We start from the raw sequence: 13,176 nt of genomic DNA on the forward strand, positions 1-13,176 counted from the left end.
GGGTTGATCCGTACTGCTTCTGATGCCGCGTCAGGCGGTGCGGGCGCGGTTGCGGGCGGCGCGGCGCTTCATCGCACGACGCTCGTCCTCGCTCATGCCGCCCCAGACGCCGGCGTCCTGGCCGGTCTCGAGCGCCCACTGCAGGCACTGCTCCATGACGGGGCAACGGCGGCACACGGCCTTGGCTTCCTCGATCTGCAGCAGAGCAGGACCGGTGTTCCCGATCGGGAAGAACAGCTCCGGGTCCTCTTCGCGGCAGACAGCGCGGTGGCGCCAGTCCATGGTCGTCCAACTCCTCCGGTCGACAGGTGTGGTGGCCTGCGACTCACTCGAATGGCTTGTGAATGTGAACGCTTTCACGAATCCCGCAACAGCAAAAGGGACCAAAGGCCCACCGGGCCCGGGAGGTCTTTGCTGAGAGGGGTTCGGCGATTCGAGGGACTCTGCCGCGATGTCGTCTGCGGTGTGTCCCGATCGCCATGTAGAGGTTCGCAAACCTCGAAGCCGGATACAACCCCCTTCGGCAAGAAATTTTTGATTCTTCGGTGTCGCCTACCTCACAGGCGGTACTTCTATGGAGTGAAGGGGCTCGCACGTTCGAGTGCAAGGCCAAGACCCCCTTCTGGTCACACAATCACACGCAGTGCCCGTCGTACGCCTGTGAAACTGACGCGACTCCTGTCTCCAAGGTGGTCCCCGTCGACCTGAAACGGCACCGGTTCCTGTGAAACCAAGGTGAAGTGCCTGACGTCGTGATAGGAGACGAGATGCTTCCCGGACGGGCCGGCGGGGCGTGCGCCGTCCTCCGCGGAGGGTTGCGGGCGCAGGATCTGACGGACCGTCCGGGCGGTGCGGAACGCCGTCATTCGAGTGATGCCGAAGATGTCCAGGTCGGTTTCGAACGAGGCCGAGGGGGACGGAAAGACCGGACGGGAGCCCAGAAAAGTCCACGGAGAGGTGTTGGAGACTATCGCCATCACCATGCCCGGCACCGGCTCGCGGCCGCTGATCTCCAGCGAGATCGGGCCCGAACGACGGTGTTCACGCTCGGTGACGTAGTGCCGCAGCGCCTCCATGACATAGAGCGCGTGAGTGGATTTGCGCCCCGCCCTGCGCTGGCGCTCCACCCGGCCGACCACCCCCGCGTCGAACCCCAGTCCGGCGGTGAAGGTGAACCAGCGGTCCGGCTCACCGTTGGTCAGCGCCTTGCCCAGACCGATCGCGCGCTCCCGCCGGTGCTCCAACGCGTCCAGGAGTGCGCCGGTCGCCTCCACCGGATCGTTCGGGAGCCCCAGCGCACGCGCGAACACATTGGTCGAACCGCCCGGCACCACCGCGAGCCGGGGCACCCGCTCGCCCGGCCCGTGCGCCAACAGGCCGTTCACGACCTCGTTCACGGTGCCGTCGCCGCCCAGCGACACCACCAGGTCCACCGCGCCGTCCTCGGTCGCCTGCCGGGCCAGATCGCCCGCGTGGCCCCGGTACTGGGTCTCCGCGACGTCCAGCTTCAGATCGCTGCGCAAGGCATGGATCAGGACGTCCCGGGTCCGGCCACTGGTGGTGGTCGCCTTCGGGTTCACGACCAGGAGAGCGCGCATGGCGCTCAGCCTACGACCCGCCCGGCGTAGGACTCCCGTTACCCTGGCCCGGTGACCGCTGAAACCGCTCCCGCCGCTGCCTCCGCACCCGACCGGCCCGTCCCGCTGCTCGTCGGCGCGGGCATCACCGCGCTGGAGGGCGCGGCGATGGCGGGCTGGGGGGTCTACGACCTGATCTCCGGCTTCCTCGGGGACGACGCCGCCTTCGGCCGCACCGAGATGGGCGGCGCCGTGCTGCTGCTGATGGGCCTGCTGCCGCTGCTGGCCGGCCGCGCCCTGCTGCGCGGGCAGCGCTGGGGCCGCAGCCCCGCCGTGCTCACCAACTCGATCTGCCTGCCGGTCGCGTACTACATGTGGCAGTCCGGCGGCGGCATGGTCGCCGTCGGCGCCGCGATCGCCGTGCTCGGCCTGGTCGGCATCGTCGCGCTGCTCAACCCGAGGGTCACCGCCGTCCTCTACGGCGAGCAGTAGCCGCACCGCACGCAGGGCCCGCCCCCGGGTACGGGGACGGGCCCTGCGGCGCGTGCGGGGCCGGCTACTCCTCGACCAGCAGCTTCTCGCGCAGCTGGGCCAGGGTGCGGGCCAGCAGCCGGGAGACGTGCATCTGGGAGATGCCGACCTCGGCTGCGATCTGCGACTGGGTCATGTTCCGGAAGAACCGCAGCACCAGGATCTTCTGCTCCCGGGGCGGGAGTTGGGCCAGCAGCGGCTTCAACGACTCCCGGTACTCGACGCCCTCCAGCGCCTCGTCGGTGGCGCCCAGGGTGTCCGCCACGGCCGGCGACTCGTCGTCGCTGTCCGGCACGTCCAGCGACAGCGTGGAGTACGCGTTGGCGGACTCCAGGCCCTCCAGCACGTCCTCCTCGGAGATGCCCAGGTGCTCCGCCAACTCGTGCACCGTGGGGGAGCGGCCGTGCCGCTGCGACAGCTCGCTGGTCGCGGTGGTCAGCGACAGCCGCAGCTCCTGCAGCCGGCGCGGCACCCGCACCGCCCAGCCCTTGTCGCGGAAGTGCCGCTTGATCTCGCCGACGATGGTCGGCGTCGCGTAGGTGGAGAACTCCACGCCCCGCTCGTGGTCGAAGCGGTCCACCGACTTGATCAGGCCGATGGTGGCGACCTGGGTCAGGTCGTCCAGCGGCTCGCCGCGGTTGCGGAAGCGACGGGCCAGGTGCTCGACCAGCGGGATGTGCATCCGGACCAGCTGGTTGCGGATCTCCACCCGTTCCGCCGAGCCCTCCGGCAGCTCGGACAGCCGCACGAACAGGGCCCGGGCCGCCTCGCGGTCGGGCGCGCCGCTGCGGTGCCCCTGGGCCGGCACGGTCGAGCGGACGGCCTCGGCGGCGGACGCCGGGGCGTCCCCCTCCTCGGGCTCGGCCGCGGGCCGCTCGGGCTTCGGGTCGGTCGGCTGGCTCATCCGGCTGGGGTCCTTCGGGAGGGCTTCGTCAGGGGTGGCGGTGCGGGCAATGCTCGCCTGCGGCGGTACGACGGCAACTGTGCGGTCCAGATCACTCACGGCGATCACCCGTTCCGTTCCGAGAACACGTCACTGGCTACGGCTGGCCGGGCGACCCGCCGCGCTTCTTGTGCAGGCTGATGGAGACCGTGTTGTCCGGGGCCACCGCGGAGTCCACCTCACCGGCGAGCGCGGAGAGCACCGTCCATGCGAAGGTGTCCCGTTCCGGGGCGCGGCCGTCGGTGGTCGGCGCGGACACGGTGACCCGCAGCGCGTCGCCGACCAGACGGAACTCGCAGCTCAGGATCGAGCCCGGAACGGCCTGTTGGAGCAGGATCGCGCACGCCTCGTCCACCGCGATGCGGAGATCCTCGATCTCGTCCAGGGTGAAGTCCAGCCGTGCCGCGAGGCCGGCCGTGGCCGTCCGCAGCACCGAGAGGTAGGCGCCCGCCGCGGGCAGGCGGACCTCAACGAAGTCCTTCACTCCGGGCTCGCCGTCGATCTGGGACACCCTCACCTCCTGGGTGACGCTCGGTGCTCGGAGGCCCGGAGGCCCCGGCACCACCACTGGCATTCGGTTCAACTGCCTTGTGCCCCGAGACGTTACCGCGCCCGGGGTCGGTCTGTCGTGATCTCCGTCCACCGTCACGGGAACGAGGGATCAGGGTTCGAACGGGACTGCGCTCAGCGGGGCGTGGAGCCCAGCTCGGCGAGCGCGTCGTCGGTGAGCCGGAAGACCGTCCACTCGTCCATCGGGACAGCGCCCAGCGACTTGTAGAAACCGATCGACGGCTCGTTCCAGTCCAGCACCGACCACTCCAGCCGGTGGTAGCCGCGCTCCACGCAGATCCGGGCCAACTCGGTGAGCAGCGCCTTGCCGTGGCCGCCGCCGCGCTTGTCCGGGGAGACGTACAGGTCTTCCAGGTAGACGCCGTGAGTGCCGCGCCAGGTCGAGAAGTTGCGGAACCACAGCGCGAAACCGGCCGGCTCGCCCGACTCGTCCTCGGCGATCAGGCCGAACAGCGCCGGGTGCTCGCCGAACAGCGCGTCGTGCAGCTGCTCCTCGGTGGCCCGGGCCTCGTGCAGGGCCTTCTCGTAGTCGGCGAGCTCGCGGATCATGGCGTGGATGACGGGGACGTCGGCGGGAGTCGCGGTGCGGATCATACGATCGAGCGTACTCATCTCCCCCCTCCTTCCGGAAAGCCCCGTCGCCCGGGAAATTGCTGTATGCCCGGGAGAACCCCGGGAAAACCCGGGGCCGGACGGCGCACGGAGCACGGCCCGCCCCGGCCGGGCCGCACAACGCGGAACCCGGCCGCCGGGCCCCGGGGCGGGGGCAGTGGCGGCCGGGTTCCGGCAGGCGCTCGATTCGCGGAGCGTCAGGCCTTCTTGGTCTCCCAGAAGATGGCGTCGATCTCGGCGATCAGGTCCAGCAGGGCCTGGCCGGTGGCCGGGTCGGTGGACGCCTTGGCGGCCGAAGCGGCCTTGCCGGCACGGTTGAACAGGTCGTGCAGGCCCGGGTACGCCTCGAAGTGCGGGGCCTTGAAGTAGTCGGTGTGCAGCACCGAGAGGTGGTGCTTGACCAGCTCGGCGCGCTCCTCCTTGATGACGATCGCGCGAGCCCGGAAGTGCGGGTCCTCGTTGGCCTGGTACTTCTCCTGAGTGGCCTTCACGGACTCGGCCTCGATGCGGGCCTGGGCCGGGTCGTACACGCCGCAGGGCAGGTCGCAGTGAGCGTGGGCGGTGACCCGCGGAGCAAACAGACGAGAGAACATGGGGGTCCTTCCTTAGATCGTCTTCCCGGGCCCGACATTACCCTCACGACGGGCCGAATTCGCCGTCGCCCCGGGGGCCTAGGGCAAAAGAAGGAGTTGGAATCGTGCGATATGGGACACCGCTCGGCGTGGCCGACATCGCCGGACCGTCGATGCGCAGGCTGCTCTCCGACGGCGACCGGGTGCTGGTGCGCTACGGCGCGCCGCTGCGGCCCGGCGCGATCGCGCTGTTCCGGCACCCGCTGCGGCAGGACCTGCTGGTGGTGAAACGCGCGGCGGGCCGCCGGCCGGGCGGCTGGTGGATGCTGTCCGACAATCCGCTGGTACGCACCGACAGCCGTGAATTCGGCGCCGTACCGGACGAGTTGGTGCTCGGCCGGGTCCTGCTGCGGTTGGCGCCCCGGCCCGCCTGGCTGGCCCCGAGCCCCCGGCTCGAACGACTGCTGCACGGCCGCCCGGCCCGGCTGGCCGAGCGGCTGGGCGTCAGCGCACCACTGGAGACCGAGCTCTGACGACCGCTCAGTCCTGTGCGGCGGCGGCGAGTTGCGCGCGCTGCGCCTCCTGGCGCTTGCGGGCCCGGTAGGCGGCGACATTGGCGCGGGTGGCGCAGCGGTCAGAGCAGTAGCGGCGCGAGCGGTTCGTGGAGGTGTCCAGGTAGGCGTTGCGGCACGGCGACGCCTGGCAGATGCCGAGCCGGTCGACGCCGAGCTCGGTGAGGTGGATGGCCAGCCCCATGCACGCCACCGCGGCGTAATTGGCCGCTGCGGTCGGCGCGTTGTCGGCCAGGTGCAGGTGCCAGTTCGGGCGGCCGGTGTCGTCCAGGTCGTCGTGGCCGGAGACCAGCGGACTGACGGGGTACTCCACCATCAGGCTGTTCAGCAGATCGACGGCGCGCACGGCCTCGCCCTCGGCGGCGGCCTCGAACACCCCGCGCAGCCGGGTCCGAACGGCGCGCAGCCGGGGCAGGTCGGACTCGTCGGCGAGGGCGCACGCGCGGGCCGACGTGCTGCCGAACAGGGCCCGGACGGCGTCCACCGAGCTGAGCTCGTCGGTGCCGCGGTCGGGCTCCTCGCTGTTGACCAGCCGGACGGCGAAGTCGGCGTACGAGGCGAGCTCCACGGGGGTCCTTCCGAGGCGGGATGTAACGGGCCTAAGGACTCCAGGGTATTACAGCTGGGTGCGGGGGCGAGTGGGAGCACAAACGGGGGCGCGGGGAACTGCGCGGGAGGGGAGTGCACGTCAGCTAGGTCGCGATCACGTGCAGGTCATTGTCCTGCGTCGCGATCTTGCGGTCGGGTGCCTTCCGCTTCGCGCAGTTCCCCGCGCCCCTGGGTTGCTCTCCCTGTCTCAGAGGACCTTGGAGAGGAAGGCCCGGGTGCGTTCGTGCTGCGGGTTGGTGAGGACCTCGCGGGGGTGGCCGGACTCGACGACGACGCCGCCGTCCATGAAGACCAGGGCGTCGCCGACCTCGCGGGCGAAGCCCATCTCGTGGGTGACCACGATCATCGTCATGCCGTCCTCGGCCAGGCCCCGCATGACGTCCAGCACGTCGCCGACGAGCTCGGGGTCGAGCGCCGAGGTGGGCTCGTCGAAGAGCATCAGCTTGGGCTGCATGGCGAGGGCCCGGGCGATGGCGACGCGCTGCTGCTGGCCGCCGGAGAGCTGGGTGGGGTAGTTGCCGGCCTTGTCGGCCAGTCCGACCCGTTCCAGCAGGGCCATCGCGCGTTCCTTGGCGGCGGCCCGGTTCTCCTTCTTGACCTGCACCGGCGCCTCGATGACGTTCTCCAGCGCGGTCATGTGCGGGAACAGGTTGAACCGCTGGAACACCATGCCGATGTCCTGGCGCTTCAGCGCGACGTCGCGGTCCTTCAGTTCGTAGAGCCGGTCGCCGCGCTGCTGGTAGCCGACCAGTTCGCCGTCGACGTACAGCCGGCCGGCGTTGATCTTCTCCAGGTGGTTGATGCAGCGCAGGAAGGTGGACTTGCCGGAGCCGGACGGGCCGACCAGGCAGAACACCTCGCTCTGCTTGACCTCCAGGTCGATGCCCTTGAGCACCTCGACCTGGCCGTACGACTTGTGCACGCCCTCGGCCTTGACCATCGGACGGTCGTCCACGGCCACCGGCGGCTTGGTCAGGTCGGTCATGGCTGGTTCCCTTCCTCCGTCACCGGGGCGGGCTTGGGGGTGCTCCTGCCGCCGAGCAGGGCCCGCAGCCGCTGGATCGGGGTGGGCGGCAGGGTCCGGTTGGCGCCCCGGGCGTAGTGCCGCTCGATGTAGTACTGACCGACCGTCATGACCGAGGTCATCATCAGGTAGTAGATGGAGACGGCGATCAGCACCGGGATGGTCTGGAAGGTGCGGGCGTAGATGTCGTGGCCGGCGGTGAACAGCTCGACCAGCGCGATCACCTGCACCAGCGAGGAGTTCTTCAGCATCGAGATGGTCTCGTTGCCGGTCGGCGGGACGATCACCCGCATCGCCTGCGGCAGCACGATCCGGCGCATGGTGGCGGCCCGGGACATGCCGAGCGCGTGCGCGGCCTCGGTCTGGCCCTCGTCCACCGACTGGATGCCGGCCCGGACGATCTCCGCCATGTACGCGGCCTCGTTCAGCGCGAGGCCGAGCAGCGCGGCGGTGAACACCGGCACCAGCGTGTTGGCCTCCTCGGAGAAGAAGGCCGGGCCGAACGGGATGCCGATGGACAGCTTCGGCCACAGGAAGCCGATGTTGTTCCAGAACACCAGCTGCACCAGCAGCGGGGTGCCGCGGAAGATCCAGATGTAGAACCAGGCGGTGCCGGACAGCACCGGGTTGCCGGACAGCCGCATCACGGCCAGCAGCACGCCGCCGATCACGCCGATCACCATCGACAGCACGGTCAGCTCGATGGTGACCCAGACGCCGTGGAGGACGGTCCGGTCCTGCATGGTCTTCCAGACCACGTCCCACATGAAGGCGGGGTTGTAGATGAGGGTGTGCAGCAGCATCGCCGCGAGGACGGCGATGACCGCCATTCCGACCCAGCGTCCGGGGTGGCGGACCGGGACGGCCTTGATGGCCTCAGGCCGTCCCGATGTCACCGACCCCTGGTCGGTCTTGTTCACGTGATTACCTCGTCAGGGGCTCGGGCGGCAGGGGGTCAGCTCTTGGCGGCGTTGATCTCGGAGGTGGTGACGGCGCCCGCGGCGACGCCCCACTTGTCGAGGATGGCCTTGTAGGTGCCGTCGGCGATCAGCGCGGTGATCGCGCCCTGGACGGCCTTGGCCAGCTCGCTGCCCTTGTTGACGATCGCGCCGTACGGGGCGGAGTCGTAGGTGTCGCCGATCTTCTCCAGCTGGCCGCCGGTCTGCTTCAGCGCGTAGTCGATGACGGGGGAGTCGGCGAGCATCACCTGCTCGCGGCCGGACATCAGGGACTGCGTGACGTCCGTCTGGAGGGTGAACTTGTCGCCGTCGTTCGGGATGGTCGGCTTGCCGGCCTTGACGCACTCCGGGTTGCGGACGTCCTTGACCTCGTCGGCCTGGGTGGTGCCGGTCTGCACCGCGACCTTCTTGCCGCACAGGTCCTTCGGGTCGATCTTGGCCGGGTTGCCCTTCTTCACGGCGGCGGCGGAGCCCGCGGTGAAGTAGGTGATCATGTCGACGGTCTGCTCGCGCTCCTTCGTGTCGGTGAAGGAGCTCATGCCGAGCTGGTACTTGTTCGACGTGATGCCCGGGATGATCGAGGTGAAGTCGGCGTTCTGGACGTCCGCGGTCAGGCCGAGCTTCTGGGCGATGGCCACCGCGAGGTCGACGTCCATGCCGACGATCTTGCCGCTCTCGTCCTTGAACTCGTTGGGCGCGTAGGAGGCGTCCGCGGCGACGACCAGCTTGCCCGAGGACTTGACGTCGGCCGGGAGCAGGGCGGCCAGCGCCGGGTCGGCGGACGCGGCCGCGATGGCCTGGGTCGGTATGGCCGCGGGGCCCGCGGCACCGGTGGAGCCGGAGGAGCTGGTGCTGCTGCCGCAGGCGGTCAGGAGCAGGGAGCCGGTCGCGAGGACGGCGGCCGCGGCGATCAGCCGGGTGCGCGGGGTACGAGCGGTCATGAGGGGGATCTCCTCCTGGGAGTCGGACGGTCTGCGCCGCCGGGGGGAGCGGTGCGGGTACAGCGGGGTCGGTGCTCTCGCCACCCTCCGCCGAGGTGACAGGTGGATCCGATGTGTGGGGAATCCTGCCACCGTGCACGGCCGATCGGGCCTCGGATCAGATCAAAATCGGATAACAGGACCACCATGTGTCCGCTATTCGGACCATTTGCCTGGCCATGTCACATGGCGCATAAGTATGCACTATGCGGCCGACGGGGCCCAGGACCGCCACCGGCCCGGGCCCCGCCTCCCACCGCGGCGCTAGAAGCCGCCGTTGACCACCGCGTTCTGCGCTGCCCCCGCGGACAGGCCCCACTTAGAGAGGATCTTGTCGTAGTCGCCGCTGCGGATCACCCGGTCGAGCGCCTTCACCAGGGTGTCCCGCAGCACCGTGTCCTCCTTGGAGAGCACGATGCCGTACGGCCCCGCCTGCATCTGCTCACCCGTCACCTGGAACTGCGCCCCACCGCGCCCCTGCTGCGCCGCGTACGCCGCGGCGGGCGTGTCGCTCAGGTTCGCGGCCGCCTTGCCCTGCGCCACCAGCGCGAGCGCCTGGTCGTCCGTGTCGGTCTGCTGGAGCGTCAGCTTCTTGCGGGTCGACTTCTCGCACACCCCCGCCTGACGCTCCGCCAGCACCGCCTGCACGGTCCCGCGCTGCAGCGCCACCGTCCGCCCGCACAGGTCGTCCAGGGTGGAGATCTTCTGCGGGTTGCCCTTGGGCACCACGATCGAGGTGCCGGTGACGAAGTAGTCCACGAAATCGACGCCGGAGTTCATCTTCATGCCCTTGGCGTCGGTGCCCTCGCGGCGCTGCAGGTTGTCGGTCACCCCCGACATCACCACGTCGAACTCGCGGCCCTGCAACCCCAGGAACAGCCGCTCGAACGGCACCTGGGTGAACTCCACGCGCACGCCCAGCACCTTGCCCAGCGCGTTCGCCAGGTCCACGTCCAGGCCGTCCGGCTTGCCCTCCGCGTTCTTGAACCCGATCGGGGCGTAGCTCAGGTCCGTCCCGATCCGCAGCACCCCCGAGCTGCGCACCGGGTCGGGCAGCTGCCCGTGCAGGTCGGGGCCGGCCGAGCCGTCCGAGGAGGACGAGGCCGCGCTGCCGCAGGCGGTCAGCAGCAGCGACCCGGCCGCCGCGACGAGGGCGAGCCGCTGTCTTGCAGTGGAGCGGGAGGAGGGGGTGAACGACATGACGGAGCTCCTGTGGGAGAGGTGGTGCGGGCCCCGCCGCGGTACGCGGGCGCGCGCGGGTGTGCGCGACCGCGCAGGCGGTGGGGGAGATCCGGACGGCACCGGAAAGGCGGGGGAACGTCCGGACAACGGTGGTCGAACACCGGATACTGCCATCCCTCCCGGACGACCTCGGTGGCGGGTGTGTCAGAATCTGGTATCGGGTGACCCCCGACGCAGAACTCAGACCGCCGGTTCGCCACAGGGCCGGGGGTGCGCAGGAACGGAAGCCGTCACCGGCTCCGTATCCGAGGCACCAGCTCCTTCACGTGTCTGCGTTCACTCCTGCGAGTGCCTGCGGACCCCTCGCTTGGGGGGCCACGCGGAACAAGACGGACCCGGCGGCAAGGTGCGAAGCCGGCGTCCCGACGAAAAGCGCAGAACACCGAAAACCCTCACCCGAGGGCGCCCGCCCGACGGCAGCGCCCCGACCCGGCCACGGGTACGCCGAGCGACGGCGTGCCCGTCTTCGCGCATCGGCGCGCGAACGGGTCGAAGTCCGTCGGATGCGCGCCTTCGCTGATATGACGAAGAGGTCATTGTGGCAGCGGAGATCATCACCGAAACCCAGAGCACGGACGACCCGGTCGACGCCGTCTTCGCGCTGCACCGCGGCGGCAAGATGGAGATCCGGGCCACCGTCCCGGTGCGCGACGCGGACGACCTGTCCCTCGCCTACACCCCCGGCGTCGCCCGGGTCTGCACCGCCATCGCCGAGAAGCCCGAGCTGGTCAACGACTACACCTGGAAGGCCAACACCGTCGCCGTCGTCACCGACGGCACCGCGGTCCTCGGCCTGGGCGACATCGGCCCGGAGGCCTCGCTGCCCGTCATGGAGGGCAAGGCCATCCTGTTCAAGCAGTTCGGCGGGGTGGACGCCGTCCCGATCGCGCTGGCCTGCACCGAGGTCGACGAGATCGTCGAGACCGTGGTCCGGATGGCCCCGTCCTTCGGCGGCGTCAACCTCGAAGACATCTCCGCGCCGCGCTGCTTCGAGATCGAGAAGCAGCTCCAGGAGCGCCTCGACATCCCGGTCTTCCACGACGACCAGCACGGCACCGCGATCGTCAGCACCGCCGCGCTGTGGAACGCCGCCAAGGTCACCGGCCGCGAGATCGGCGACCTGCGGGCCGTCATCTCCGGCGCCGGCGCGGCCGGCATCGCGATCGCCAAGATGCTGGTCGCCGCCGGCATCGGCGACGTCGCCGTCTGCGACCGCCGCGGCGTGGTGTACGAGGGCCGCGGCGACCTCACCGACGTCAAGGCGGAGATCGCCGCGCTCACCAACCGGACCGGCCTCAAGGGCAGCCTCGCGGACGCCCTGAACGGCGCGGACGTCTTCATCGGCGTCTCCGGCGGCACCGTGCCCGAGGAGGCCGTCGCCACCATGGCGCCCGGCTGCTTCATCTTCGCGATGGCCAACCCGACCCCGGAGATCCACCCCGAGGTCGCCCACCGCTACGCGGCGGTCGTCGCCACCGGGCGCTCCGACTTCCCGAACCAGATCAACAACGTGCTCGCCTTCCCCGGCATCTTCGCCGGCGCGCTGTCCGTCCGGGCGAGCCGGATCTCGGAGGGCATGAAGCTCGCCGCCGCGAAGGCCCTGGCGGGCGTCGTCGCGGACGAGCTGACCCCGCAGAAGGTCATCCCGTCCCCGTTCGACGAGCGGGTCGCCCCGGCGGTCACCCGCGCGGTCGCGGAGGCGGCGAAGGCGGAGGGGCTCGCGCGAGTCTGACGCCAGGGAGCGAAACGCAGGCGGGCGCGAAGACAGGGGCGCGGGGAACTGCGCGACAAGCGCAAGGCCCGTCCGCAAGGTCGCGATCAAGTGCAGGTCATCGTCCTGCGCCGCGATCTTGCGGACGGGTGCGTTCCCCTTCGCGCAGTTCTCCCCCAGCCCTAGCGGGCCGGGAGGTACCCCCACGCGCCCGCGGTTGTGCTCTCCCTGGTTTCGCACCCTTTAGAGCTGTATGGTCCCGGCCATGTTTGCTGCGTATGCCGCCCGTATCAGTCCTGACGATCCGTTGAGCGCGCTGGAGCTCGGGGAGGTGCCCGAGCCGGAGGTGCGGGCGGGGTGGAGTGTGGTGACGGTGAAGGCCGCCACGCTCAACCACCATGATCTGTGGTCGTTGCGGGGCGTGGGGCTGCCGGCCGAGCGGTTGCCGATGATCCTGGGGTGCGACGCCTCCGGCGTCGATGAGCAGGGCAACGAGGTGGTGATCCACTCGGTGTTGGGGCAGAGCGGCCACGGGGTGGGGCCGGACGAGCCGCGGTCGATCCTGACCGAGCGCTACCAGGGTACGTTCGCGCAGCGCGTCGCGGTGCCGACGTGGAACCTGCTGCCGAAGCCGAAGGAGCTGAGCTTCGAGGAGGCGGCGTGCCTGCCGACGGCGTGGCTGACGGCGTACCGGATGCTGTTCACCAACGCGGGGGTGAAGCCGGGTGACACGGTGCTGGTGCAGGGCGCCGGCGGCGGGGTGTCGACGGCGCTGGTGGTGCTGGCGAAGGCGGCCGGGCTGCGGGTGTGGGTGACGGGCCGGGACGAGGCCAAGCGGGCCCGGGCGGTCGAGCTGGGCGCGGACGCGGCGTTCGAGAGCGGCGCGCGGCTGCCGGAGCGGGTCGACGCGGTGATGGAGACGGTGGGCGCGGCGACCTGGTCGCACTCGGTGAAGTCGCTGCGTCCGGGCGGGACGATCGTGATCTCGGGGGCGACCAGCGGGCCGAGCCCGAAGTCCGCCGAGCTGAACCGGATCTTCTTCCTGGAGCTGAAGGTGGTCGGTTCGACGATGGGTTCGAAGGAGGAGCTGGCCGGCCTGCTGGCGCTGTGCGCGAACTCCGGGGTGCGTCCGGTGATCGACTCGGTGCGGCCGCTGGCGGAGGCGCGCTCGGCGTTCGAGCAGCTGGAGCGCGGCCAGGTGTTCGGCAAGCTGGTGCTCACGCCCTGAGGGCGGACGAGGGGCCCCGACCCGTCCTGTCGGGGCCCCTCGGGTC

General features: G+C 70.4%; 15 protein-coding genes. 4 read left to right on the top strand and 11 right to left on the bottom strand.

The genetic code is table 11. The features are described from left to right. Nucleotides 1-30 precede the first annotated feature (30 nt). Both ACWEMJ_RS18865 and ACWEMJ_RS18870 read right to left on the bottom strand, forming a co-directional pair. Nucleotides 31-282: a WhiB family transcriptional regulator gene (locus ACWEMJ_RS18865; protein ID WP_014138019.1), complete on the bottom strand. Its 252-nt coding sequence runs from the start codon at nucleotides 280-282 to the stop codon at nucleotides 31-33. 344 nt (nucleotides 283-626) lie between these two features. Continuing rightward, nucleotides 627-1,598: a diacylglycerol/lipid kinase family protein gene (locus ACWEMJ_RS18870; protein WP_452138188.1), complete on the bottom strand. Its 972-nt coding sequence runs from the start codon at nucleotides 1,596-1,598 to the stop codon at nucleotides 627-629. Nucleotides 1,599-1,649: 51 nt separating this feature from the next. Between ACWEMJ_RS18870 and ACWEMJ_RS18875 the strand changes: the two genes are divergently transcribed. Then, nucleotides 1,650-2,069, top strand: a complete 420-nt coding sequence (locus tag ACWEMJ_RS18875) for a hypothetical protein (protein ID WP_452138189.1) — start codon at nucleotides 1,650-1,652, stop codon at nucleotides 2,067-2,069. Nucleotides 2,070-2,133: 64 nt separating this feature from the next. Here ACWEMJ_RS18875 and ACWEMJ_RS18880 read toward each other — a convergent pair whose 3' ends face one another. The 4 genes from ACWEMJ_RS18880 to sodN all read right to left on the bottom strand — a co-directional run bounded on the left by ACWEMJ_RS18880 (nucleotide 2,134) and on the right by sodN (nucleotide 4,826). Beyond that, nucleotides 2,134-3,111: an RNA polymerase sigma factor SigF gene (locus ACWEMJ_RS18880; protein ID WP_452138190.1), complete on the bottom strand. Its 978-nt coding sequence runs from the start codon at nucleotides 3,109-3,111 to the stop codon at nucleotides 2,134-2,136. A gap of 37 nt (nucleotides 3,112-3,148) precedes the next feature. Further along, nucleotides 3,149-3,562, bottom strand: a complete 414-nt coding sequence (locus tag ACWEMJ_RS18885; RefSeq protein ID WP_035865865.1) for an ATP-binding protein — start codon at nucleotides 3,560-3,562, stop codon at nucleotides 3,149-3,151. A gap of 173 nt (nucleotides 3,563-3,735) precedes the next feature. Continuing rightward, nucleotides 3,736-4,215, bottom strand: coding sequence for an N-acetyltransferase family protein (locus ACWEMJ_RS18890; protein WP_452138201.1), 480 nt, complete (start codon nucleotides 4,213-4,215; stop codon nucleotides 3,736-3,738). Between the two features lie 215 nt (nucleotides 4,216-4,430). Further along, on the bottom strand, nucleotides 4,431-4,826 hold the full coding sequence (sodN, locus tag ACWEMJ_RS18895; RefSeq protein ID WP_043915979.1) for a superoxide dismutase, Ni: 396 nt from the start codon (nucleotides 4,824-4,826) through the stop codon (nucleotides 4,431-4,433). Between the two features lie 104 nt (nucleotides 4,827-4,930). Here sodN and sodX point away from each other — a divergent pair, with 104 nt between their 5' ends. Then, the gene (gene sodX / locus ACWEMJ_RS18900) at nucleotides 4,931-5,338 is read left to right on the top strand and encodes a nickel-type superoxide dismutase maturation protease (RefSeq protein ID WP_452138191.1); all 408 of its coding nucleotides are present in this window, start codon (nucleotides 4,931-4,933) and stop codon (nucleotides 5,336-5,338) included. Between the two features lie 7 nt (nucleotides 5,339-5,345). On the opposite strand, the gene ACWEMJ_RS18905 is transcribed toward sodX, so the two are convergent. From ACWEMJ_RS18905 to ACWEMJ_RS18925, 5 genes are all read right to left on the bottom strand, one after another. Then, nucleotides 5,346-5,945, bottom strand: coding sequence for a CGNR zinc finger domain-containing protein (locus ACWEMJ_RS18905; RefSeq protein WP_452138192.1), 600 nt, complete (start codon nucleotides 5,943-5,945; stop codon nucleotides 5,346-5,348). A gap of 228 nt (nucleotides 5,946-6,173) precedes the next feature. Further along, on the bottom strand, nucleotides 6,174-6,926 hold the full coding sequence (locus tag ACWEMJ_RS18910) for an amino acid ABC transporter ATP-binding protein (RefSeq protein ID WP_452138202.1): 753 nt from the start codon (nucleotides 6,924-6,926) through the stop codon (nucleotides 6,174-6,176). Between the two features lie 41 nt (nucleotides 6,927-6,967). Beyond that, a complete protein-coding gene (locus tag ACWEMJ_RS18915; RefSeq protein ID WP_452138193.1) occupies nucleotides 6,968-7,840 on the bottom strand; it encodes an amino acid ABC transporter permease in 873 nt (290 codons plus the stop codon). 125 nt (nucleotides 7,841-7,965) lie between these two features. Next, complete coding sequence (locus ACWEMJ_RS18920; protein WP_452138194.1) at nucleotides 7,966-8,910, bottom strand: ABC transporter substrate-binding protein; 945 nt, start codon at nucleotides 8,908-8,910, stop codon at nucleotides 7,966-7,968. A gap of 303 nt (nucleotides 8,911-9,213) precedes the next feature. After that, nucleotides 9,214-10,149, bottom strand: coding sequence for an ABC transporter substrate-binding protein (locus ACWEMJ_RS18925; protein WP_452138195.1), 936 nt, complete (start codon nucleotides 10,147-10,149; stop codon nucleotides 9,214-9,216). A gap of 580 nt (nucleotides 10,150-10,729) precedes the next feature. Here ACWEMJ_RS18925 and ACWEMJ_RS18930 point away from each other — a divergent pair. Further along, the gene (locus ACWEMJ_RS18930; RefSeq protein WP_452138196.1) at nucleotides 10,730-11,923 is read left to right on the top strand and encodes an NAD(P)-dependent malic enzyme; all 1,194 of its coding nucleotides are present in this window, start codon (nucleotides 10,730-10,732) and stop codon (nucleotides 11,921-11,923) included. 244 nt (nucleotides 11,924-12,167) lie between these two features. Further along, nucleotides 12,168-13,130: a zinc-binding dehydrogenase gene (locus tag ACWEMJ_RS18935; protein ID WP_452138197.1), complete on the top strand. Its 963-nt coding sequence runs from the start codon at nucleotides 12,168-12,170 to the stop codon at nucleotides 13,128-13,130. The last annotated feature ends 46 nt before the right edge of the window (nucleotides 13,131-13,176 follow it).

The organism is Kitasatospora sp. NPDC004531, from assembly GCF_053602195.1.

What these genes read in the sequence shown, in the direction of transcription:
- ACWEMJ_RS18865 (WP_014138019.1), bottom strand. Translation starts at nt 282, where the DNA reads ATGGACTGGCGCCACCGCGCTGTCTGCCGCGAAGAGGACCCGGAGCTG.
- ACWEMJ_RS18870 (WP_452138188.1), bottom strand. Translation starts at nt 1,598, where the DNA reads ATGCGCGCTCTCCTGGTCGTGAACCCGAAGGCGACCACCACCAGTGGC.
- ACWEMJ_RS18890 (WP_452138201.1), bottom strand. Translation starts at nt 4,215, where the DNA reads ATGATCCGCACCGCGACTCCCGCCGACGTCCCCGTCATCCACGCCATG.
- sodN (WP_043915979.1), bottom strand. Translation starts at nt 4,826, where the DNA reads ATGTTCTCTCGTCTGTTTGCTCCGCGGGTCACCGCCCACGCTCACTGC.
- ACWEMJ_RS18910 (WP_452138202.1), bottom strand. Translation starts at nt 6,926, where the DNA reads ATGGTCAAGGCCGAGGGCGTGCACAAGTCGTACGGCCAGGTCGAGGTG.
- ACWEMJ_RS18915 (WP_452138193.1), bottom strand. Translation starts at nt 7,840, where the DNA reads ATGGCGGTCATCGCCGTCCTCGCGGCGATGCTGCTGCACACCCTCATC.
- ACWEMJ_RS18920 (WP_452138194.1), bottom strand. Translation starts at nt 8,910, where the DNA reads ATGACCGCTCGTACCCCGCGCACCCGGCTGATCGCCGCGGCCGCCGTC.
- ACWEMJ_RS18925 (WP_452138195.1), bottom strand. Translation starts at nt 10,149, where the DNA reads ATGTCGTTCACCCCCTCCTCCCGCTCCACTGCAAGACAGCGGCTCGCC.
- ACWEMJ_RS18935 (WP_452138197.1), top strand. Translation starts at nt 12,168, where the DNA reads ATGTTTGCTGCGTATGCCGCCCGTATCAGTCCTGACGATCCGTTGAGC.